Here is a 23046-nt window from a genome sequence, read left to right on the forward strand (position 1 = left end):
TTCTAACCATCCTGAATGCCATGATGCGCGACCGAAAACCTTATGCGATCACTCCATCAACATAACAGTTGCCGGCGTTCGCCGGGACGACATTGATTTTGTCGGACGAGCGTCCAGACACGACAACCATCTCACAACGCCGCGAACGCAGCGCGCGACGGTGCGAGCGGCAACCAGTCCGGGATGCGGCGCTTGGCGAGCCAATACGGCCGCCACAGCATTCGCCATGTGGTGAGATCCACAGGGGCCTGGCGCCATTTCATTCGACCGGTCTCGATCTGCGACAGATCGTGCAGGTGCAGCCAGCGCCGCGCGATCCACCAGAGCTCGCGGGCGACGTCAGCATTCCCCCGTCCCTTGAGCTGGACGATGCCCAACAACGGATCAGGAAAACGGACGGCGACCTCCAGCGTCGCGACGCGTTCGCCCAGGTGCCGGACGCTCCACAGCCGAGAGCGATTGTGGGCGATGTCGGAGCCATAGGTGCGGACACAATTGCGCATAGTCATCGCTTCGTCGACCAGATCCGGGATGTCATCCAGCGGCCGAAACTCATAGTCCCCGACGCGACCGGGATGGAGCCACATGTCGCGGATTGGCCGTTGACCGAGATTGAGATGCAGCGAGACTTTCCCTCGCCAAGCGAGGGCAGCCGTCATTGCGGCATCGAGCTTCATGGCTGGCGTCCACGGCCTTTCGACGAGCTCGCGGCCGAAGCCGGCGGGCTGCCCCGAGAACCAGATCCACAGACCGAGCAGATGCATGCGGTCGCGCTTCAGCACCAGCGGCGCCCGCAGATACTCACGGGCGATCCACACCGCGGCCGGCTCATGCGCCAGCGCCGCCATCTCCGCCACGAGCTGCAGCCAGGTCGGCATCAGCTTCGGCGAGCGCGGCAAATGGTTGCCGATCTGCCGCCGGAACAGCTCGCCGTCTGGCAATGGTGGGATCGGACGGACGAACGCCTCCGGTGGCAGCTTGCGCAGCCAGAGCGGCAGACCGGCCGCGGCCGCCGCCTCGGCCAGCGGACGCCCCGCGATCACGCACGCGATCGCCCGCTCCGGATCGACATCCGGGCGCGGCACCGCCAGCGCGAACAGCAGCGCCGGAAAGCTCAACGCGAGGTCGGCGAGATGAGGATGTCGCATCGCGCATGCGCGCACGCGGGATTGCAGACGAGATGAATAGCGCCGCAGCCGGCGTTCGCGCAGGTCGGAACGCTCCGGCTCCCGGCTGGGAGTCAGCAAGAGATTTGATGTCATGACACGACGGTTCAAGCGCAGGCCACGAGGGCCGCGGGCTTTTCGATGAGATGCGAAAGGGTCAAATCATGGCCGGGACAATCATCCCGGTCGGCCGCGTCAATGATCGCGCAGCGAGCCCGGGAAGCGCGTGAGTCTGAACATCGTCGCCTCCTGCGTTGAAGTTGGGATGCGCTGAACTAGCGTGTTTCTCGGCAGAGCGCAACCATGGCCGCCGCCTCCTCCCACCTCGATGCACACGGGTCATCCTTGCGAAAGGTTGTCGGCGACCGGCACACCGCCGGCGCGAGCCCCCGAAACGACGAGGCGATCCAGGCCTTCCAGACAGATGATTCGACTTGGCCCTGGATTGCTCGCTGCGCTCGCGACGACGTGGTGAGTGAGCAGCGACCTGGATCGTTGATACTGACTGCGCGGAGCGATGCACCAGCCCTACCGCTTCCCCTTCGTCATGTTCAGCGCCACCGCGGCGCGGATCAGCGCCATGAACGCAGTCTCATCGATCACGTCGCCTTCATGAAGGTCGATCGCCCGGCGGGTATTGCCGTCGAGGCTGGCGTTGAACAGGCCGGAAGGGTCCGGCAGCGAGGCTCCTTTGGCGAAGGTCAGCTTCACCGCGGCCTTGTAGGTCTCGCCGGTGCAGACGATGCCGGCATGCGACCATACGGGAACGCCACGCCACTTCCACTCTTCGACGATATCGGGATCGGCCCGTTTGATGAGATCGCGGACGTAGCTGAGCATGACGCCGCGCCAATCCCCGAGCTCCTTGATCCGGGCGTCGATCAGCTCCGACGGAGACTGGTTCCCCTCGCCGACGCTCGTAGCCTTCGTTGGTTTCGCCATGACGCTTATTCCCATCCACCTGCTTGTCGTTTCACCTGCGTGTAGTCCGCGTCGTAGTTATACGACCATCTTGGCCTGCTCAAGTTTATAGCAATATTGATAACTCCACGGCCAAGCGGCACAGTGCACCAACGAGGTGTCGTCCAACATCACCGAGGTGCAGCACGACGCCAGCGAAACCGGCTCGGCCTCGTCCCAGGTGCTGTCGGCGGCGCAGTCGCTGTCACAGGACAGCAACCGGCTGAAGCTGGAGGTCGGGCGATTCTTGAGCACGGTGCGGGCGGCGTAAGAGCGAAATCGTTCGTCGTTGAACTCGTTCGCTCGCGACAACGGCAGTGTGTTCCCTCTCCCGCTTGCGGGGGAGGGCTAGGGAGGGGGCCGCTCCAGCGGCGGTGTGCGTGGCGCCCCCTCTCCAACTCTCCCCCGCAAGCGGGGGAGAGGGCGCAGCGGAGCTTGGCGCGGGGTTGATCGGTTCACCGGAAACGAAGCAGGCAACTGCCGATCACCGGCCCGACTTAATAACACCGCGCCGCAGCGCGCCGTTGGAAACGAAGCAGCGCCGGTGCGGTGATCAGTTCGCCAACTCGCTGTGAACGCAATCCGGACGGCTGACCGCCCCCCTCACCGCTTCTCGATCACGAGGCTCTGCACCACGCGGCCGAAATAGCCTCTCGCATCACCCAGCCGCGCCATCGCCAGCCCCGCGCCGTCCGGGCCGATCCAGCTTTCGGCGTCGAGCAGGATCCAGTCGCCGACCGGCTCGCGGGCCATGTTCACGGTGAGGTCGGCGTTGAGGAACGTGTAGCTGTGGAAGTCGAGCGCAGCGGAGGTGCCGTTGCAGAAGTCGCTGGCGACCACGGCGCGCATCGCCTGTGAGACGGCGTGGCCTTCGACCAGCGGCCAGTCGACGCGGTACCAGATCGCGCCGGGCCCCTTGACGCCGAACCGGCCGCGCGCGGCGCGCAGCGTCATGCCGCGCACGAACGGGCTGGTGGAGAAATCAGCAGGCTCCGGCAACGCATCGTCAGGACCGACCAGATCAACCGGCAGCTCGCGGACATCGTCCGGAAGCGGCACCGCATCCTGCCTGATCTTGAGCACCGTCGCCGTGACGACCACCGTGTCGCCGGCGCGCAAGCGCACCGCGCAGAGCTGGATCTTGCGGCCCTCGCGCAGCACCTCGGTCTCGATGAGGAGCTCTGCGAGCGGCACCGGGCGCATCAGGTCGATGGTGACGCGGGCAATGCGCATCGGCGACTTCGTCGGAATGCGCTCGGCCGCCCAGACGGCCAGCGCCGACGGCGCGGACCCGTGCTGCATGGTCGGATCCCACGGTCCGGCAGCATCGGAGCTGACGGCGACCCGATTGTCCGCGATGCGGAAGATCGGCCGCATCAGCGCGCGCCTCGCCACGCCTCAACCCGCGCTGGCAAAGGCGCGGTCGGCGCCATTGGGCAGTTCGATGTCGACCTCGAGCGTCGAGACATGTTTTCCCCGGTCCATGCGAACGATGACCTTGTCCGGATCAAGTACCACATGGCGCGAAACCACGGCGAGGATTTCCTCGCGCAGCTGCATCAGGAGATCGGGCTGTCCACGCAGGCTGCGCTCATGCGCGAGCAGGATCTGCAGCCGCTCCCGCGCGACGGGCGCCGAGGCTGCACGCCCCGTAAAGAGCCGCAGCACACTCATGCAGCCCTCCGTCCCAAGAGCAGGTTCATCAGGCCCTTGCGCTCGGTCGGGATCTGCATCTCGACCTCCTCGCCGAGCAGCCGGCGCATCGCATCGTGATAGGCGCGTGCGGGGGCGCTCGCCGGGCTGTTGAGCGTCACCGGACAGCCGACATTGGAGGCGCGCAGCACGTCCTGGCTCTCCGGCACGATGCCGAGCAACGGCGTCGCCAGGATTTCCAGCACGTCGTCGATCGACAGCATCTCGCCGCGCGCGGCGCGGCCGGCATCGTAGCGGGTGATGAGAATGTGCTTCTCGACGCGCTCGCCGTTCTCGGCGCGCACGGTCTTGGAATCGAGCATGCCGATGATGCGGTCGGAATCGCGCACCGACGACACCTCGGGATTGGTGACGATGAGAGCCTCGTCGGCATAGCGCATCGCCAGCATGGCGCCGCGCTCGATGCCGGCCGGGCTGTCGCAGATCACCCAGTCGAATGTCTTGCGCAGCTCAGCGATGACGCGGCCGACGCCGTCCTCGGTCAGCGCGTCCTTGTCCTTGGTCTGCGACGCCGGCAGCAGCCAGAGATTCTCCAGCCGCTTGTCGCGGATCAGAGCCTGCGGCAGCTTGGCGACGCCATGGACCACGTTGATGAGATCGAACACGACGCGGCGTTCCGCGCCCATCACCAGATCGAGGTTGCGCAGGCCGACGTCGAAATCGACGACGACGACCTTCTCGCCGGCCTGCGCCAGCGCCGCGCCCATCGCCGCCGTCGTGGTGGTCTTGCCGACGCCACCCTTGCCCGACGTCACTACGAGTACTTTCGACATGTCACGGATCCTCCTGCTACTCAGTTCAATGCAACGATCTTCATGGAATGACCTTCGAGCCGCGCCTGCACGGCCCGGCCGCGCAACGCGGCGTCGATCTGCTCGGCGGTCTGGTAGTAGCCGTCGATCGCGACCAGCTCGGCCTCGATCTTCTGGCAATAGATGCGCGCCGCCGCGTTGCCGTTGATGCCGGCCATCGCGCGGCCGCGCAGCGCGCCGTAGACGTGGATCGAGCCGCCGGCGACGATCTCGGCGCCCGACGACACCGCGCCGAGCACGGTGACGTCGCCATCGGGAAACACGATCGACTGGCCCGAGCGTACGGGCTGGTCGAGCAGCAGCGAGGTCGGCTGCTGCAGCGACGGCTTCTCCGGCTCGATCTCCTGCACGGCGCAGTGACGGCCGCCCGACAACAAGGGAGGCATGCCGAGCGACAGCCGCCCCTGCTCGACGCCTTCGAGACCGAGCACGCGGATGTTGCGCGACTCGATGCTCTTGATGAGATGGGTGATGGCGAGCGGGCTCAGATCCAGCGCTGAGAGATCGAGCACGATCGGCTTGCCGACGAAGAAGCCGGGCGAGCCCGCGAGCGTTGCATCGAGCTCAGCCAGCCAATCGGCAATCGGCACAACCGGCGAAAACACGAAGGCGACGTAGGAGCGCCCGCGCAGACGAATAACAGGACGCACCGTTTCAGCGCTGGCACTCATGACCATCCGACCCAACCCTTCTTAGTGATTGGTTAACTGTCGGCGCCAGATGGTTAACGGATAGTTAAATCGACGCTAAGCCGCTCAAAAATCGACAGCGGCCCGCCCGACATAGTTCGATGATGATCGAATCAAGGCGCAATCTTGGCATCAATGAGACGCAATTCATGAGCATCTGCGTCAAGACCCGTCACGCCTCATTTTAATCACATCATGATGATAACTTTAACGTACATATAATTCGGAACCGACGACTTTAAGAGGTTCCGATCGATTGACACTCGTCAGGGGGCGGGGCATGGGATCGATAGAGGCGCCCAAGGCACGGCAAACGTGCCACGGCGCCTTGCAGGAAGGGACCGCTGGCGTGCGATCGCTGATCGACGCGAAACGTCTGATTCTGCAAGTGATTCCGTATACTCTGAAGTGGCAGACCAGCTCCCGCTCTTCGTTTGAAACTAGCTCTCATACGACCGTGGCAGAAGCGTATCAGTTTACCGGAATCGAGCGTCAGAGGAGTAGCGTATGAGTTCGTTGAGTGAACAGAATCCGATGAACCCGCAGGACCCGCTGCACTATGCGCCGCGGTGGCTGCGCGAACGTCCGGAAGCCGCGCGTCTATCTCTCGTCGGTGACAATGCCAAGGCAGCGGAGGCGGCCGAGCGTCCCGCTTCGGGACAGCAAGGACCGCTCGATGCTCGCCTGGAGACCGCCGTGTTCGAATCCCTTCGCCAGTCGCTGAATCCGCAAGTCATGCGCGAGCCGCCGGATCTGGAGCGCGAGCGCGACCGCCGGTCGGTCGTGTTCAAGGTGGCCGGCCGCTTCGCCGCCGCAACCGGCGTCGCCGCCGTCGTCGCGCTGTTCTTCGTCAACATCGTGCCGGTGTGGCGCCAGCCCGACGCCAGCTCGTCCTTCGTCGCCGCCGTGCAGTCGATGAAGACGCTGCCGCCGGTCGCCGCCGACGTCCAGGACGCCAAGGCGGACCAGACCAGCGCGCTGCCCGAGCGGGTCGAGCCGCAGGCTCCGGCGCTGTCGCAGTTCAAATCGCTGCTCGCGGACGCTCCGGCGCCGACGGCAGAGACCGACACTCCAGAAAAGCCCATGCTGCAGCAGTTCATGCAGTGGAACCAGAAGACGGGTCAGATGGAGCGGGTTCGCTAACCCTCTGCACGACTGATCCGACTTCCAACACATCACAGGCGACGATGATCGACGTCCTACCGCAGAAAGCGGCAGCACGCCGTCCGCTGGCTCACGCCCGCATGGCAGCCATCCTGCTCGCGTCCCTCGTGGCCGGCGAGGCCGCTGCTGCGCCCGGCGAGAGTGTGAGCGTGGCGCGCCAGCTCGGCAGCCGCGTCGGCCCGATCATTGGCGCCGCGCTCGCGTGCCGCGACATCGCCCGGCCGCGCATCCAGGCCATCATCGAGAAATTCCAGCTCGTCATCCGCGAGGCCGCCGCCAGCGAGGCCGACCGTGACGAGCTGACGCGCCTGCTGGACCGCTATGTCGCCGAAGGTCGCAGCCTCGTCACGTCAGGCCGGCTGGATTGCGGCGGCGCCAATCGGCAGCTTGCCGATCTCGAACAATCCATCGCAGCGCCGCCTCCGGCGCGCGCGAACCTGTCTGCCGTGAGCATCGGACCTGCAACGGCGCAGGCCGCGACTGTACCGGCGCAACTGCTGCCGCCGGCCGGCAACGTGCGCGGGGTGACGCAGAGCGAGATCAAGCTCGGCATGGTCATTCCCTACAGCGGACCGGTGAAGGAGAGCGGGCGACTGCTCAAGATCGGCGTCGAGACGGCGTTCAATCGCGCCAACGAGGCCGGCGGCGTCAACGGCCGCATGCTGAAGCTCGTCACCGCCGATGACGGCTACGATCCCGCGCGCACGCTGGATGCGATGAAGCTGCTCTACGAGAAGGAGCAGGTGTTCGGCTATATCAGCAATTTCGGCTCGGCCACCGCCGCGGTCGCCATCCCCTACGCGCTCGAGCGCCGCACGCTGTTCTTCGCGCCCTATACCGGCGCCAACGTCGTGCGCCACGATCCGCCCGACCGCTATGTCTTCAACTACCGGCCGAGCTATGCCGAGGAGACCGACGCGCTGGTCCATTATCTCGTGAAGATGCGAAGGCTGCATCCGCGCCAGATCGTCGTGTTCGCGCAGAACGATGCCTTCGGCGACGCCGGCTTCGCCGGGGTGGCCAGGGCGTTCCGCACGCTCGGCGTCGGCGACAATTCGATCGTGCGGGTCAACTATCCGCGCAACACGGTCGAGGTCGACGACGCCATCAATCAGCTGAAGCTGCTGAAGACCCCGGTCAAGGCGGTGGTGATGCTGGCGACGACGCGCGCCGCAGCCAAGTTCATCGAGAAGGCCCAGGGCGTATTTCCGGGCGTCATCTTCGCCAACATCTCCGCGGTTGCTGGCTCGGCGCTCGCCAGCGAGCTGATGCTGCTCGGACCGCGCTACGCCGAGGGCGTGATCGTCAGCCAGACCGTGCCCGGCGTTTCCGGCTATTCGAGCCTGGTGCTCGAATACAAGACCGCACTTGCGAAATATGCCCCGGGCGAGCCGGCCGACTACACCTCGCTCGAGGGCTACATCGCCGCGAGCATCCTGATCGAGGGACTGAAGCGCGCCGGTCCGAACTTCGATACCGAGCAACTGGTCGAAACGCTCGAGAACATGCGCAACATCGATCTCGGCCTCGGCACGCAGCTCGGCTTCGGCCGCGCCGAACACCAGGCTTCGCACAAGATCTGGGGCACGGCACTGGACGACAGCGGCACCTACCAACCCGTCGAACTTGAATAGGATACCGCTAGAGGCGCGACGGCCTCAACTACCAGGACAAAAGAGCGACAGAGAAACCCGACATTAATTCGAAATGCCACGAATAGTAGAACGAAGAGGGTTTGAAACAAGCTGAGCAGGTGGAAGGTTCGATGGCCGTGCGTTGGTCCGCGTTGATCATCGGGAGTGTTTTCGTAGCTCCCTTCAGCCCCGCTTTGGCGGCGGCTCCCGACGTCGTCAGGGAGCTTGGCGGCCGGGTTGGACCGATCGTGGGACAGGCCTCCGCGTGCCCCGACATCGCGCAGGGCCGCGTCCAGAGCATGGTCGACAAATTCCGCGAAGCCATCCGCCAGGCGACGAGGAATGACGGCGAGCGCGATCAGCTGACCCGCAGCTTCAATGGCTACATCGCCGAGGGCCGTAGTCGTACGGGCGCCTCGCAGGCGACCTGCGCCGCCGCGGAGCGGCAACTGACGGAGCTCGAACGCTCGCTCGACCAGCCGGCTGCGGCGACGGCCCCGATCACACCGGTCAAGGCCGAAACGACGACTGGCGCCGTCACCGCGAGCCCCGTGCGCGGCATCACCGACCGCGAGATCCGCTTCGGCATGGTCCTGCCGTTCTCCGGCATCCGCAAGGAGACCGGGCGTCAGATGCGCCAGGGCATCGAGGCCGCGTTCGCCCGCACCAACGACGCCGGCGGCGTCAACGGGCGCATGCTCCGTCTCGTGGCGGCGGACGACGGCTACGATCCGGGCCGCACGCTGGCGGCGATGACGCAGCTCTACGACAGGGAGCAGGTGTTCGGCTTCATCGGCAACGTCGGCACCGCCAACTCGCAGGTGGCGATCCCCTATGCGCTGGAGCGGCGCACGCTGTTCTTTGCACCGAACACCGGCGCAGCAGTGGTGCGACGCGATCCGCCGGATCGCTACGTCTTCAACTATCGGGCGAGTTACGCCGAGGAGACGGCCGCGCTGGTGCGCTACCTGATCAACATGAAGCGCGTCTCGCCCAGGCAGATCGCCGTGTTCACCCAGCAGGACCCATTCGGCGACGACGGTTTCGCCGGTGTCGCGAAGGCCTACCGGCAGTTGAACATCGGCGATGCCGTAACGCGCATCAACTATCCGCGCGCGACGATGGACGTGGAAGAGGCGGTCAATCAGGTCAAGGCGCACAAGCCGGGACTCAAGGCGGTCATCATGGTAGCGACCGATCGCGCCGCCGCGAAGTTCATCGAGAAGACGCGCGACGCGGTGCCGGGCCTGATCTACGCCAACGTGTCCGCCGTCGGCTCGACCTCGCTCGCGGCCGAGCTCAAGCTGCTCGGCCCGCGCTTCACCAACGGCGTCATCGTGACGCAGGGCGTGCCGGCGGTTTCTGGCTATTCGAGCCTCGTGCTCGACTACAAGAACGCCCTGGCCAAATACGCGCCCGGCGAGGCGCCGGACTATACGTCTCTCGAAGGCTATATCGCGGCGACGATTTTGATCCAGGCGCTGAAGCAGACCAATCCGCTCGACACCGAGCGACTGGTCGACACGCTCGAATCGATGCGCAGCCTCGATCTCGGCCTCGGCACGACGCTCGCATTTGGACGCGCGGAGCACCAGGCCTCACACAAGATCTGGGGCACCGCACTCGACGAAACCGGCACGTATCAGGCAATCGAACTTGAGTAGAATTAGCTTCTAAGGGGAAGAACTGGTGAAGACGTTTCGTTAGCAGGTCCTAAAGTATGATCGGAAAAAGGCGTGTCGGGTTACCGAAATGGTCATGCTCTTAGGAAAGGCTGGTCTGTGCATGGTGACGGTCTTATGTCTTCTCCGTCGCAGACACGGCGTCAATTCACCAGGCGGAAGACCTGGATGGGGTCCAAAGTGGGATAGTGGCAATGAACTTTCGTTGTAGCGTGTTCTTGGTTGCGGCATTGCTCGCAACGCCCGCCAGCGCGGCGGGCACCAATGCGGATGTGGTGCGTAATCTTGCGAGCCGGGTCGGGCCGATCGTGGGAGCAGCATCCGCCTGTCAGGCGATCGACCAGGGCCGCGTTCAGGCCATTGTCGACAAGTTTCGCGAGGTGATCCGGGAGGCCTCCACCGGTGGCTCGGATCGTGACGAGCTCACCCGCGTCTTCAACGGCTACGTCGCCGATGGACGCAACCGCGTCGGGGCGGCTCAGACCGACTGTAACTCCGCGGGCCGCCAGCTCGCCGAGCTCGAGCGCTCGCTCGGGCAAAGCGCGCCGAGCCAGACCGCCACCAGCCTCGCCGGGGTGATCGCCCCGTCCGCGGCCGTGGCTGCGACGGCACCGACCGCGACGCTGCCGCCGGCGTCCACCTCCAACGTCCAGGGCGTCACCGCCAACGAGATCCGCTTCGGCATCGCCGCTCCGTTCTCGGGCGCTGCCAAGGAGCTCGGCCGGCAGATGAAGATGGGCATCGAGGCCGCCTTCAACCGCGCCAACGACGCCGGCGGCATCGCCGGGCGCTCGCTGCGGCTCTATTCGGCCGACGACGGCTACGAGCCGTCGCGGACGCTGGACGCGATGAAGCAGCTCTACGAGAAGGACAAGGTGTTCGGCTTCGTCGGCAATGTCGGTACCCCGACGTCTGCCGTGGCGATGCCCTACGCCCTGCAGCGCCGCGTGCTGTTCTACGGCGCGTTCACCGGCGCCAACCTCCTGCGCAACGATCCGCCGGATCGCTACGTGTTCAACTATCGCGCCAGCTACGCCGAAGAGACCGACACCGTCGTTCGCTATCTGGTCAAGCTGCGCCGCCTGCCGGCCAAGGACATCGCCGTGTTCGCGCAGCAGGACGCCTATGGTGATGCCGGCTTCTCCGGTGTGGCCAAGGCCTTCCGCTCGCTCGGCCTTGCCGACACGTCCATCTTGCGCCTCAACTACAAGCGCAACACGGTCGACGTGGACGACGCGGTCAACCAGCTGCGGGCGTTGAAGAACCCGCCCAAGGCGATCGTCATGGTCGCAACCTATCGCGCCGCCGCGAAGTTCATCGAGAAGACGCGCGATCTGTTCCCGCACATGATCTACACCAACGTCTCCTTCGTGGGCTCGACCGAGCTCTCGGACGAGCTGATGCTGCTCGGCCCGCGCTATGCCAGCGGCGTCATCGTCACCCAGGTGGTGCCGGCCGTCGGCGGCTATTCGAGCGCCGTGCTCGAATACAAGAGCGCGCTCGAGAAGTACTTCCCGGGCGAGGCACCGTCCTACGTGTCGTTCGAAGGCTACGTCTCGGCCAACGTGCTGGTCCAGGCGCTGCGCCGGGTCGGCCCGCAGCTCGACACCGAGGCGCTGATCGACACGCTGGAAAACATGCGTGACATCGATCTCGGTCTCGGTGCCAAGCTCGGCTTCGGCCGCGCCGAACACCAGGCCTCGCATAAGATCTGGGGCACGGCGCTCGACGAGCGCGGCAAGTTCCAGGCGATCGAGCTGGAATAGCCCGCCCGCTTGTTGCGACCTCAACAAAAAAGCGCGACAGCCCTGGCTGCCGCGCTTTTCTTTTGTCCGTCGCGGAGCCGCTTAGAGCGGCGGATCGATTGCTTCGTCATATTCCTTCTTGAAGCGCGCGATCAGCTCGGCGGCGGGCAGCACGTCCTTGATGGCGCCGATGCCCTGCCCCGAGCCCCAGATCTCCTTCCATGCCTTCGGCTTGGCGCGCTCGCCCGAGGCGTCGGTGCCGAAGCTCATCTTCGACGGATCGGAGGTCGGGAGATTGTCCGGATCGAGGCCGGCTGCGACGATCGACGGCTTCAAATAGTTGCCGTGCACGCCGGTGAACAGGTTCGAATAGACGATGTCGTCGGCGCCCGAGCTGGTGATCATCTGCTTGTAGCCTTCGACCGCATTCGCCTCCTTGGTGGCGATGAAGGCCGAGCCGATATAGGCGAAGTCGGCGCCGAGCACGCGCGCGGCACGGATGGCGCGGCCGTTCCCGATCGCGCCGGACAGCGCGATCGGGCCGTCGAACCAGCTCCGCGTCTCCGCCACGAAGGCGAACGGCGAGATCGTGCCGGCATGTCCACCGGCGCCCGCCGCGACCAGGATCAAGCCGTCGGCGCCCTTCTCGATCGCCTTGTGCGCGAAGGTCTGGTTGATGACGTCGTGGAAGACGATGCCGCCCCAGCCATGCGCCGCCCGGTTCAGCTCCTCGCGCGCGCCGAGCGAGGTGATCATCATCGGCACCTTGTACTTCTCGCACAGCGCGAGATCCTGCTCGAGCCGGTTGTTGGAACGGTGCACGATCTGGTTGACGGCGAACGGCGCCGACGGGCGTTCCGGATGCGCCCGGTCATAGGCGGCGAGTTCCTCCGTGATGCGCGCCAGCCATTCGTCGAGCAGCGCGGCCGGCCGCGCGTTGAGCGCCGGAAACGAACCGACCACGCCGGCCTTGCACTGCGCGATCACCAGGTCGGGCACGGAGATGATGAACAGCGGCGAGCCGATCACCGGGATCGTCAGGCGGCCCTTGAACAAGGCGGGCATGGACATGGATGGGAATTCCTCTTGCGTTGAAATGCGGAAACACTCGTGATCGCGAGCATGCCCGACATCATGCCGTGATGGCAATTCGCTCGCAGAGGGACCGGAAAAGCCGGACCAGGGTCTTGCGTTGAGACGCTGGCGTGCCGGCGTCATTGGCAGAGCGCCGAGGTCACGTAGGTGTCCGTCCGGCAATCGCCCGGCTTGCGCTCGCGACCGGGGATCAGCACCCGCGCCGAGCAGGTCTCCGCAGAGTCGGTGTTGAGGCTCTTGCCTTCCTTGTAACCCTTGCCCTGGCACAACCGGTCGGCGCCGAGCTTGCAATCCGGCGTGCCGTTGGCGGCGATCGGGCAGACCGAGCGGCCGGAGATCATGCTCGAGGGCTGGGCGAGGCGCGACAAGGTCTCGCCGGTCTCCTTCAGCACGTCGGCGCCGCCCTTCGGCGCGACCGGGCCACCGGGCTGCACCGGTGTTGCAGCGGGCTGATCCGCGGCAGCGCCGGTGGGATCGCTGCCGGCCGCCGGCGGCTCGGCGCGGGCATCGCCCGAAGGCTTCAGCGGAATGATCGACATCTTCTCGAACAGCTTGCCGAGCTCCTCCACCAGACCCGGACTGGAAGGCGGCGCAGGCTGGACGGCAGGCGCCTGCTGCGGTGGCTGTTGCGGCGCTTCTCGCAGCCCCAAGGAAGGCGTCGTTTGCGCCCATGCCGCGGCGGCGGAGAGAACCGAGACGACGGCGAGCAGCGCCGCGCCTGCCCCCAGCCCCGGGCGCAGCGGCCGCATCAGATCAGCTTCACGGCGATGACGAATCCGGCCACCAGCACGGCCGCGCCGATCGCCACCCACAGGCCGAGATGCTTCTCGATGCGCACCCTGATCCATTCGCCATAGCGGTTGAGCAATATCGCGGCGATGAAAAAGCGGCCGCCGCGCGCGATGATCGAGCAGACGACGAACAGAAAGAGATTGTAGCCGGCGAAGCCCGACGTGATCGTGACCAGCTTGTAGGGGATCGGCGTCAATCCCTTCACCAGGATGATGACGGCGCCCCACTCGGCGTAGGAGGCACGGAACGCCTCGACCTTGTCGCCGAGGCCGTAGAGCTGGATCAGCCAATGGCCGAGGGAGTCGTAGAGCAGCGCGCCGATGGCATAACCGACCAGGCCGCCCGCCACCGAGGCCGCGGTGCAGACGCCGGCGAACAGCCACGCCCGCTGCGGCTTCGCCAGCGACATCGGGATCAGCATCACATCCGGTGGCACCGGAAAGAACGAGCTTTCGGCGAAGGCAACCGCGGCCATGATCCACATGGCATGCGGCTTGTGGGCGGCGTCGATACACCAGTCGTAGATCCGTCTGAGCATGCTGGCGATGAAGCAAACCGGGCACGATTTGTCCATGGCCCATATGTCGGCCCGAATCGGACCGCCACACTAGTGCCGCTTGCGGATGGTCCGGCTTTCGGCCGCGACGATCGGTCGCCCCGCCACCCGTCCGGGCGCGGCCTTGGCGACCTTGACCGGCGATTTCGGCAGCTTCTCGGCGATGCCGAGCATCAGCTCGCGCCGTTCCATCTCGCGCCAGACGTCCTCGGGCTGGACATCGAGCTCGGCCCACAGCACGGCCAGATTGTAGATCAGGTCGGCGCTTTCGCGCACCACGGCCTGGGCGTCGCCGCCGACGGCATCGATCGCAACCTCGATCGCCTCCTCGGCGAGCTTCTTGGCCATCTTGGCCGTGCCCTGCTGCATCAGCTTGGCCGTGCGCGATCGCGCGGGGTCGAGATCCCTGGCCGCCAGGACAGCGCGATAGAGCCGATCGATCGAATCAGTCATCTCGCCACAATAGTTAAATTCGATGGTACGCATATTAACGTTCGCGGCAGGCAAGAAAAAATCCGCCGGCACGGCGGCCGGCGGATCGTTTCGTCCGATCTCACATCACCAATGCGGGTGATGGTAATAGCCGCCACCGTAATAGGGGCCGCCGCCGTAATACTGATAGCGCGGTCCGTAGCCATAATAGGCCGGCCGGCCATAGTAATAGTTGTCCTCGTAGTAGGAGCGGCGGTTCTGCGTCGCCGCGATGGCAAGTCCGGTGCCGACGATCCCGGCGAACGCCGCCGCAGCCGCCGCGCCACCGTTGCCGCGATAGTGGCGCCGGCGCGCGCTGACATCGGTCAGGCCGCCATCATTGGCCGTCTTGGCGACGACGCCCTTCTCGGCCGGCGCGGAGCCGGCAAAGGCGAGTGTCGGCTGCACGGCCGTCAAAGTCACCGCGGCCACCGCCGCCAGGACGGTAGCACGGCCAAAGCGTGAAAAACTTCCGCGCTGTGCGATCATGTGGATCCTCCGTACGATCTAATCTCGGGTACCAACTCGCGAACTGCGCCCACAGTTCCCCCCGCGAAACCCGGAGTCGAAGCCGCAAATCGCCGCAGGCCTTGCTCATGGACCGTTCACATTCGATCCGACATGATCAGGCACCGCCGGCCCCGAGCGGCAGCGACACCGCGACGTTGTCACGAAATTGACATCTCGATCCCGCGATGGCCGGCGAACTGATTAGAATACCGGCGTGACAAGACCGGTACGGCCTGCGAATACCGGCGTGACATGATGCGCATGCGACGACCCGTCACCCTGCTTGCCTTGGCGCTCCTCGCCGCCTTCGTCGTGCCCTCATGCCTGTCGAGAGAGGAAGCCGCAGCGGAGGAGCCGAAACGTCCGGTCGCCGTCATGTTCGCGCTGGATCGGCCGCTCGATGGCAGCATGGCGCCACTGGTCCTCGCCGCCAGCCGCGGGCTGTTCGCCACCGAGGGCGTGACCGTCACCATCACCACGGCCAAGGGCTCTCCCGATGCGATCGCGCGGGTGGCCTCCGGCGAGACCGACATGGCGCTCGCCGACATCAACGAGCTGATCCGCTATCGCGACGCGTCGAACAGCCAGCCGGTCAAGGCCGTGTTCGTGCTGTTCAACAGGGCGCCTTATGCGATCATCGCGCGCAGGAGTCGCGGCATCAACGGGCTCGGCGACATCGAAGGCAAGACGCTCGGCGTCGCCGAGGGCGATCTCTCGATCCGGCTGTGGCCGGCGGTCGTGAGGCACAACCATCTCAGGCCCGAGACCATCAAGCTGTCGCGCGTTGGCGCGGCCGTGCGCGAGCCGATCCTGTCCGCCGGCCAGGTCGATGCCGTCAGCGGCTTCTCGTATCTCTCGGCGATCAATCTGCGCGACCGCGGCGTGCCCGCCGCCGATCTCGCGGTGCTGCGCTTCGCTGATTATGGCTGCGAGGCCTATGGCCATGCGGTGATCGTCAATCCCGGCTTTGCGGCCAAGCAGCCGGCGGCGGTGAAGGGCTTCCTGCGCGCGCTGACATCGGGGCTCCAGCTTGCCATCAAGGACCCTGCCGGCGCGATCGCCGACGTGGTGAGCCGGATGGATGACGGCTCCCGCGAGCTCGAGCTGCAGCGACTGCAGAGCGTGCTCGTCGACAACGTGCTGACGCCGGACGTCCGCCGCGATGGCATCGGCAGCATCGAGCCCGCCCGGTTCGAGCGGGCCCTCGACCAGCTCGCGGAGGACGGCAAATTCCACCACAAGCGTCCGCAACCCGCCGACATCTTCGACGACAGCTTCCTGCCGCCCGCCGACAGCCGGCTCGTCAACTGAGCGCTCGCCGCGGCGGCCGTTCCCTTGCTAACATGGTGCCGCGCGCCCAGCGCTGATTCCAACTGCCGACACGAAGCGCCCCGCCATGTCCCTGCTCCGCATCTATGCCCGCGTGCTCCATCTGCTCGGAAAGGAGGCGCGGCTCGGCTGGTTTCTCGCGATCGCCAACCTGGCGCTGGCGGTGGCGCAGTTCGCCGACCCGGTGCTGTTCGGACGCATTGTCGACTCGCTCTCCGGCAAGGCCTCGGCCAGCACCGCCTGGCCGCTGCTCGCGGCCTGGGCCGGATTCGGCCTGTTCACGATTCTGGCCAGCGCCTGGGTCGCGCTGCAGGCCGACCGGCTGGCGCACCGGCAGCGCCATGCGGTGCTGACGAGCTATTTCGAGCACATTTTGCAGCTGCCGCTGACGTTCCATTCCGGCACCCATTCCGGCCGGCTGATGAAGGTGATGATCAACGGCACCGACGCGCTGTGGAAGCTGTGGCTGTCGTTCTTCCGCGAGCACTTCGCCGCGATCATGTCGGTGCTGGTGCTGCTGCCGCTGTCGCTCTATCTGAACTGGCGGCTCGCGATCCTCTTGTTCGTGCTGTGCGTCGTGTTCACCGTGTTGACGACCCTGGTCGTGCGCAAGACCTACGGCATGCAGAGCGAGGTCGAGGAGCATTACAGCGACCTGTCGGCGCGTGCCTCCGACGCGCTCGGCAACGTCGCGCTGGTGCAGAGCTTCGTGCGCATCGATGCCGAGGTGCAGGGCCTGCGCACCGTCGCCGGACAATTGCTGTCGGTGCAGATGCCGGTGCTCGGCTGGTGGGCGCTGGTGACGGTCATCACGCGTGCCTCGACCACCATCACCGTGCTCGCGATCTTCACACTCGGCATCGCCCTGCATCAGGCCGGGCTGACGTCGGTGGGCGAGATCGTGATGTTCGTGTCGTTCGCGACCATGCTGATCCAGAAGCTGGAGCAGGTCGTGTCCTTCATCAACAACGTGTTCATGGAGGCGCCCCGGCTGGCCGAGTTCTTCACCGTGCTCGATGCCGTGCCGGCCGTGCGCGACCGCCCCGACGCGATCGAGGTCGGCCGACTCTCGGGCCTGGTCGAATTCAACGATGTGTCGTTCTCCTATGACGGCAAGCGGCCGGCGGTGGAGGACCTCACTTTCACCGCGCTGCCCGGCCAAACCATCGCGCTGGTCGGCCCGACCGGCGCCGGCAAGTCGACGGCGATCGCGCTCCTGCATCGCGCCTTCGACCCGCAGTCGGGCTTCATCAAGATCGACGGCATGGATGTGCGCGGATTGAAGCTCGCGGCGCTGCGCCGGAACATCGGCGTCGTGTTCCAGGAGGCGCTCCTGTTCAACCGCTCGATCCGCGAGAACCTTTTGGTCGGCAAGCCCGACGCGACCGACGAGGAGCTGCGCACCGCCGCCGCGCGCGCCCAGGCGCTCGACTTCATCGATCGTGCCGACCAGGGTTTCGATACCAACGCGGGCGAGCGCGGCCGCATGCTGTCCGGTGGCGAGCGCCAGCGGCTCTCGATCGCGCGTGCCCTCTTGAAGGATCCACCGATCCTGATTCTCGACGAGGCGACCTCCGCGCTCGATGCCGTCACCGAGGCCAAGCTCAACGCGGCGCTCGACGAGGTGATGAGGGGACGCACGACCTTCGTGATCGCACACCGGCTCTCGACCATCCGCAACGCGACGCGAATCCTGGTGTTCGAGAACGGACGCGTGATCGAAAGCGGAACGTTCGATGAACTCGTCGCCAAGGGCGGCCACTTCGCGGAACTCGCGAAGGCCCAGTTCATGGTGCAGGAGAGCGCGCGCGCGACTCTCGCAGCGCCCGACAGCGACGGCACCATCGTCAAGACCTGATCGCGGGACGCTTTCATCGTGGAATTGAATGGCTGGCCTCTGTTCGCCAGCGTCGAGCCGGTATAGGTTCGCGGCCTGCCGCAACCAAAGCGGCGCCGGACACGCTTGAAACCCGAAAGCCCGCTTGCCCACCTCGCCGCGCGAGGCGGGTCTCAAAGGACCGGACCAGACCAGTGCAGACGCTTCGCCTGTTGTTCCGCTACGCCCCGATCAAGATCATCGCTCTCGCTGCCGCTCTCGTGCTCGCGCCGCGCTGGGCCCATGCCGAGGCGCTGCTGCTCGTCGAAGCCGACACCGGCAAGGTGCTGGAGGCGCAGAACGCGACCTATCCGTGGTACCCTGCATCGGTCACCAAGCTGATGACGGCCTATGTCACCTTGAAGGCGGTCAAGGACGGCAGGATCACGCTCGACACGCTGTTCACGGTCTCACCGACCGCGGCATCACAGTCGCCGTCGAAGATGGGCTATCGGCCCGGCACGCAGGTCACCGTCGACAACGCACTGAAGATGATGCTGGTGAAGTCCGCCAATGACATGGCGGTGGTCTTGGCCGAGGGCGTCGGCGGCTCCATCGACGGCTTCTCGGCGATGATGAACGACACCGCCCGCAAGCTCGGCATGACGCAGACCAGCTACGTGAATCCGAACGGACTGCCTGCCGACGGCCAGATCACCTCGGCGCGTGATCTCGCGATCCTGGCGCGCGCCATCATCCGCGATCTTCCCGAGTACGAATATTTCGTCCACATCCCGTCGATCCGCTACGGCCGCCGCGTCGTGCAGAACTTCAACAAGCTGATCGGGCGCTATCCCGGCGCCGACGGTTTCAAGACCGGCTTCATCTGCGCCTCCGGCTACAATCTCGTGGCGTCGGCGACCCGCAACGGCAAGCGCCTGATCGCGGTGGTGCTCGGCGCCTCCTCGGGACAGATGCGCGCCGTGCGCGCGATCCAGATGCTGGACCGCGGCTTCAACGGCAACCAGCTGAGCTGGCTGAAGTCGCCGCTGGGCACGGTCGATCAGCTGGCCCCCGTCGACGCGACGCCGCCCAACCTGCGCGACGACATGTGCAACGGCCGCCGCCACCGACCAGCCAGCGACGACGACGAGGACACCGTTGCCGGTGCGGACGGCGAAGCGACCGGCGGCACCCTGCTCGCCGGCCTGCAGACGCCGACCATGAAGCCGTCCGAGCTGCTGGCGGCGGCGCCCGCCCCGTCCGAGCCGGTGCTGGTCTACACCGGCCCGACGCGCACCGGCGCGGCGCTGATCGCCGCCGTCGCCGCCGATGCCGACGCGCAGACCGCGACCAAGCACCGCGGCAAGAAGGCGCATGCCGCCGCCCGGAAGGACGCCAAGGCGGCGACCCGGACCGCCGCCAAGACCGATGCGGATGCGAAGGCCGCTGCGAAGCCGCAGGCCAAGCCGGCTGAGGCCAAGCCGGGCGCGGCCCGCCACGTCGCCGCCAAGCACGAAGCCGGCGGAAAAACGGCGGAAAAAACCGGCTCCGACGCGCCCAAGCCCGCCAAACCCAAGGCTGCCGCAAAGCCGAAGACGGACGGCAAGCCCGCGCCGAAGGACGGCTGATCCCGCGCGGCGCATACGGCGGCAGCCAGCAATTGGCACGGGCCCTCGGCCCGGACCGCCCGTCCCTCCCCTTTCGTCGCCGCGCCGACCGCTTGCCTTGAACGGCCGGAAATTCGATATTGGCGCCGCCGGCCCGAGCGAGGCCGGCGGCTGCCGATAGACGAACAAGAGACGATCAGAGAGGAAGGGTCATGGAGCGCATCTGGCTCAAGCACTATCCGGCCGGCGTTCCCGCCGATATCGATCCGGGCAAATACCCGTCGCTCGTCGACCTGCTGGAAGAGAGCTTCAGGAAATTCGCCGATCGCCGCGCCTTCATCTGCATGGACAAGGCGATCAGCTATCGCGAGCTCGACGATATGTCGGTCGCGATGGGCGCCTATCTGCAGGGCCTGGGGCTGGCAAAGGGCGCGCGCGTCGCGCTGATGATGCCGAACGTGCTGCAATATCCGATCGCGATCTCCGCGGTGCTGCGCGCGGGCTACGCGGTCGTCAACGTCAACCCGCTCTACACGCCGCGCGAGCTCGAGCACCAGCTCAAGGATTCCGGCGCCGAGGCGATCATCGTGCTGGAGAACTTTGCCCACACGGTGCAGCAGGTGGTCGGCCACACCCAGGTCAAGCACATCGTCGTCGCCAGCATGGGCGACCTGCTCGGCTTCAAGGGCGTGATCGTCAACCTCGTCGTCCGCCGCCTGAAGAAGATGGTGCCGGCGTTCTCGCTGCCGGGCGCGGTCCCCTTCAACGATGCGCTCGCCGCCGGACGCGGCAAGCGCTTCCAGAAGCCCACCATCGGTCCGGACGACGTCGCCTTCCTGCAATATACCGGCGGCACCACCGGCGTCTCCAAGGGCGCCACGCTGCTCCACCGCAACGTCGTCGCCAACGTGCTGCAGAACGATGCATGGCTGCAGCCGGTGATGGACAAGCCGCCGCATGTCGATCAGCTGCTGATCGTCTGCGCGCTGCCGCTCTACCACATCTTCGCGCTGACCTGCTGCTTCCTGCTCGCGGTGCGCGCGGGCGGCGCCAATCTCTTGATCCCCAATCCGCGCGACATCCCCGGCTTCATCAAGGAGCTCATGAAGTATCAGGTCACCACCTTCCCGGCCGTCAACACGCTCTACAACGGCCTGCTGCATCATCCTGACTTCCGCAAGATCGATTTCTCCAAGCTGAAGGTCTCCAACGGCGGCGGCATGGCCGTGCAGCGCCCGGTGGCCGAGCAGTGGAAGCAGGTGACGGGCTGCAGCATCGCCGAAGGCTACGGCCTGTCGGAGACCGCGCCGGTGCTGACCTGCAACGTGCCGACCTCGACGGAATTCACCGGCACCATCGGCCTGCCGCTGCCGTCGACCTGGCTCTCGATCCGCGACGACGACGGCAACGAAGTGCCGCTGGGACAACCCGGCGAGATCTGCGCCAAGGGCCCGCAGGTGATGGCAGGCTACTGGAATCGTCCCGACGAGACCGCCAAGGTGATGACGGCAGACGGCTTCTTCCGCACCGGAGACGTCGGCGTCATGGCCGCGGACGGATCGGTCAAGATCGTGGACCGCAAGAAAGACATGATCCTGGTCTCCGGCTTCAACGTCTATCCGAACGAGGTCGAAGAGGTCATCGCGACCCATCCGGGCGTGCTGGAGACCGCCGTGATCGGGCTGCCGGACGAGAAGACCGGCGAGGTCGTCAAGGCGTTCGTGGTGAAGAAGGATCCCAACCTCACCTCCGAGGACATCATCAAGCACTGCCACGAGCAGCTCACGAACTACAAGGTGCCGAAGCAGATCGAGTTCAGGACCGAGCTGCCGAAGACCAATGTCGGCAAGATCCTGCGCCGCGAGCTGCGCGACGAGAAGAAGAAGCCGGCAGCAGCGGCCTGAGTCCATTGGCGCCGCGAATCCCGGCGCACGATGAGGGACGTGCGATGACGGATACGTGATCACGGCGGGCCGTTGCCGTTTCCGGCCCGCCGAATAGTGTAGCGCGCACCGCGCAAGACACATCCAGGGGAAGGAGTAACTCGAATGACCATCCAGGTTGGCGATAAGCTGCCGCAGGCCCAATTCCGCGTCATGACCGGCGAAGGCCCGCAGGTCAAAACCACCGACGACATCTTCAAGGGCAAGAAGGTCGCGCTGTTCGCGGTGCCCGGCGCCTACACCGGCACCTGCCACAAGATGCATCTGCCCAGCATCTTCCTCAACGCCTATGCGATGAAGGACAAGGGCGTCGACACCATCGCGATCGTCTCGGTCAACGACGCCTTCGTCATGAACGCCTGGAAGCGCGACACCGACCAGCGCGACGAGGCCGTGTTCCTGGCCGACGGCAATGCCGAGTTCACCAAGGCGATCGGCATGGAGCTCGACGCGTCCGGCGCCGGCCTCGGCATCCGCTCCAAGCGCTATTCGATGCTGGTCGAGGACGGCAAGGTCACCAAGCTGAACCTCGAAGCCGCCCCGGGCAAGGTCGAGGTCTCCGGCGGCGACACGCTGCTCGGGCAGCTGTAAAGCCGCGCCGGCCTCCGATACGAGGCACACCGCCTCCCGACTCACCAGTGTCATTCCCCGCGAAAGCGGGGAATCCAGTAAGCCTCGGCCTATCGCCAGAACACGACGGCCGGTGAGTGCTAGATCGCCCGGTCAAGCCGGGCGATGACGGTTGAATAATAAGACTAACGGGTGGGATTGAGCGCCGGTGCAGCTCATCGACGATATCACCGACGAACATCTGCGCCAGCCCGCCCCGCCTCTCGCCAGCGTCGAAAGTTCAGATGGCCGTCACGCTGAAATACGCCAGTACTCGGGCTGAGGTCTGGGATTGGTATTGGCGCGCCTGGCGCAAGAAACTCTGGGTGCTGCACGCATATTCCGCTCTTTTCTTCATTGCGCTCGCACTCATTTGGGATGGCCATTGGCCACCGCATGATTACGCAAAACTGCTTTATGGCCTGCTTGCCGCTGGCGTTTTCGTGGCGTTTCTCGTCGCTTTCCCACAGCTGATGTTCAAGCCGCAGCACCGAGAGCTCACAGCCAGCGAAGATGGCCTCTACACCAAGATCGGCAACAAGAGCCGTGCATGGAGCTGGAGAGAGATATCCACGATCGAAGAGACGCCTGAGCTAGTCACAATCACCGGGAAGAACGGAAATGCCCTCTTGATTCCGTGCCGAGCATTCGACTCGGAGGAACATAAGCGGCTCTTCGCAGCGGCAGTTGAGACCTGGCATCGGCGCGGTGCAAATTAGGAGCCCGCCCTGATTCATATCCAGTACGCCG

At 65.7% G+C, this 23046-nt stretch carries 21 protein-coding genes and 1 pseudogene; 11 read left to right on the plus strand and 11 right to left on the minus strand.

The window, feature by feature from the left end; genetic code table 11:
- Positions 1-131 precede the first annotated feature (131 nt).
- On the minus strand, positions 132-1148 hold the full coding sequence (locus QX073_RS26705) for a hypothetical protein (protein ID WP_315751438.1): 1017 nt from the start codon (positions 1146-1148) through the stop codon (positions 132-134).
- 546 nt (positions 1149-1694) lie between these two features.
- Positions 1695-2108: a DUF1801 domain-containing protein gene (locus tag QX073_RS26710; protein WP_316185446.1), complete on the minus strand. Its 414-nt coding sequence runs from the start codon at positions 2106-2108 to the stop codon at positions 1695-1697.
- A 112-nt stretch (positions 2109-2220) separates the two neighbouring features.
- On the opposite strand from QX073_RS26710, the pseudogene QX073_RS26715 reads away from it, so the two are divergent.
- A pseudogene (locus tag QX073_RS26715) lies at positions 2221-2397 on the plus strand (methyl-accepting chemotaxis protein); the annotation flags it as partial.
- 332 nt (positions 2398-2729) lie between these two features.
- Here the strand turns inward: QX073_RS26715 and QX073_RS26720 are convergent.
- From QX073_RS26720 to minC, 4 genes are read right to left on the minus strand one after another with little or no spacing between them, the layout of a single operon-like run.
- The gene (locus QX073_RS26720) at positions 2730-3503 is read right to left on the minus strand and encodes a thioesterase family protein (RefSeq protein ID WP_316185448.1); all 774 of its coding nucleotides are present in this window, start codon (positions 3501-3503) and stop codon (positions 2730-2732) included.
- Positions 3504-3524: 21 nt separating this feature from the next.
- The gene (minE, locus tag QX073_RS26725) at positions 3525-3800 is read right to left on the minus strand and encodes a cell division topological specificity factor MinE (RefSeq protein WP_315716282.1); all 276 of its coding nucleotides are present in this window, start codon (positions 3798-3800) and stop codon (positions 3525-3527) included.
- Positions 3797-4612: a septum site-determining protein MinD gene (gene minD / locus QX073_RS26730; RefSeq protein ID WP_315716283.1), complete on the minus strand. Its 816-nt coding sequence runs from the start codon at positions 4610-4612 to the stop codon at positions 3797-3799. Before minD ends, minE begins: the two co-directional genes overlap by 4 nt.
- 20 nt (positions 4613-4632) lie before the next feature.
- Positions 4633-5328: a septum site-determining protein MinC gene (minC, locus tag QX073_RS26735; RefSeq protein ID WP_315716284.1), complete on the minus strand. Its 696-nt coding sequence runs from the start codon at positions 5326-5328 to the stop codon at positions 4633-4635.
- A 519-nt stretch (positions 5329-5847) separates the two neighbouring features.
- Between minC and QX073_RS26740 the strand changes: the two genes are divergently transcribed.
- The 4 genes from QX073_RS26740 to QX073_RS26755 all read left to right on the plus strand — a co-directional run bounded on the left by QX073_RS26740 (position 5848) and on the right by QX073_RS26755 (position 11586).
- Positions 5848-6483, plus strand: coding sequence for a hypothetical protein (locus QX073_RS26740; RefSeq protein WP_315716285.1), 636 nt, complete (start codon positions 5848-5850; stop codon positions 6481-6483).
- Between the two features lie 44 nt (positions 6484-6527).
- Positions 6528-8138, plus strand: a complete 1611-nt coding sequence (locus QX073_RS26745; RefSeq protein WP_316185451.1) for an ABC transporter substrate-binding protein — start codon at positions 6528-6530, stop codon at positions 8136-8138.
- Between the two features lie 131 nt (positions 8139-8269).
- Positions 8270-9802, plus strand: coding sequence for an ABC transporter substrate-binding protein (locus tag QX073_RS26750; RefSeq protein ID WP_316196099.1), 1533 nt, complete (start codon positions 8270-8272; stop codon positions 9800-9802).
- A 212-nt stretch (positions 9803-10014) separates the two neighbouring features.
- Positions 10015-11586, plus strand: coding sequence for an ABC transporter substrate-binding protein (locus QX073_RS26755; protein WP_315716288.1), 1572 nt, complete (start codon positions 10015-10017; stop codon positions 11584-11586).
- An 81-nt stretch (positions 11587-11667) separates the two neighbouring features.
- On the opposite strand, the gene QX073_RS26760 is transcribed toward QX073_RS26755, so the two are convergent.
- From QX073_RS26760 to QX073_RS26780, 5 genes are all read right to left on the minus strand, one after another.
- On the minus strand, positions 11668-12636 hold the full coding sequence (locus QX073_RS26760; protein WP_315716289.1) for a nitronate monooxygenase family protein: 969 nt from the start codon (positions 12634-12636) through the stop codon (positions 11668-11670).
- 143 nt (positions 12637-12779) lie between these two features.
- The gene (locus QX073_RS26765; RefSeq protein ID WP_315716290.1) at positions 12780-13409 is read right to left on the minus strand and encodes a hypothetical protein; all 630 of its coding nucleotides are present in this window, start codon (positions 13407-13409) and stop codon (positions 12780-12782) included.
- Positions 13409-13990: a YqaA family protein gene (locus QX073_RS26770; RefSeq protein ID WP_315716459.1), complete on the minus strand. Its 582-nt coding sequence runs from the start codon at positions 13988-13990 to the stop codon at positions 13409-13411. The genes QX073_RS26765 and QX073_RS26770 overlap by 1 nt, the downstream gene beginning before the upstream one ends.
- 69 nt (positions 13991-14059) lie before the next feature.
- Complete coding sequence (gene hisE / locus QX073_RS26775; RefSeq protein WP_315716291.1) at positions 14060-14461, minus strand: phosphoribosyl-ATP diphosphatase; 402 nt, start codon at positions 14459-14461, stop codon at positions 14060-14062.
- A 105-nt stretch (positions 14462-14566) separates the two neighbouring features.
- Entirely contained in the window at positions 14567-14968 is a 402-nt protein-coding gene (locus QX073_RS26780; protein ID WP_316226660.1) for a hypothetical protein, read from the minus strand.
- Between the two features lie 276 nt (positions 14969-15244).
- Here QX073_RS26780 and QX073_RS26785 point away from each other — a divergent pair, with 276 nt between their 5' ends.
- The 6 genes from QX073_RS26785 to QX073_RS26810 all read left to right on the plus strand — a co-directional run bounded on the left by QX073_RS26785 (position 15245) and on the right by QX073_RS26810 (position 23015).
- The gene (locus QX073_RS26785; protein WP_315751428.1) at positions 15245-16300 is read left to right on the plus strand and encodes an ABC transporter substrate-binding protein; all 1056 of its coding nucleotides are present in this window, start codon (positions 15245-15247) and stop codon (positions 16298-16300) included.
- Between the two features lie 85 nt (positions 16301-16385).
- The gene (locus QX073_RS26790; RefSeq protein ID WP_316170784.1) at positions 16386-18176 is read left to right on the plus strand and encodes a glucan ABC transporter ATP-binding protein/ permease; all 1791 of its coding nucleotides are present in this window, start codon (positions 16386-16388) and stop codon (positions 18174-18176) included.
- 173 nt (positions 18177-18349) lie between these two features.
- A complete protein-coding gene (locus QX073_RS26795) occupies positions 18350-19765 on the plus strand; it encodes a D-alanyl-D-alanine carboxypeptidase family protein (protein WP_316226661.1) in 1416 nt (471 codons plus the stop codon).
- 191 nt (positions 19766-19956) lie between these two features.
- Positions 19957-21648: a long-chain fatty acid--CoA ligase gene (locus tag QX073_RS26800; RefSeq protein WP_316170782.1), complete on the plus strand. Its 1692-nt coding sequence runs from the start codon at positions 19957-19959 to the stop codon at positions 21646-21648.
- Between the two features lie 144 nt (positions 21649-21792).
- Positions 21793-22278 (plus strand): peroxiredoxin, encoded by a 486-nt coding sequence (locus tag QX073_RS26805; protein WP_315826556.1) that lies wholly within the window; start codon positions 21793-21795, stop codon positions 22276-22278.
- A gap of 263 nt (positions 22279-22541) precedes the next feature.
- Positions 22542-23015 carry a YcxB family protein gene (locus QX073_RS26810; RefSeq protein ID WP_316202943.1) on the plus strand — a complete coding sequence of 158 codons (474 nt, stop codon included), beginning with the start codon at positions 22542-22544 and terminating at the stop codon, positions 23013-23015.
- Positions 23016-23046 lie beyond the last annotated feature (31 nt).

This window comes from Bradyrhizobium sp. SZCCHNS3052, from assembly GCF_032484495.1.
GTDB lineage: Bacteria > Pseudomonadota > Alphaproteobacteria > Rhizobiales > Xanthobacteraceae > Bradyrhizobium.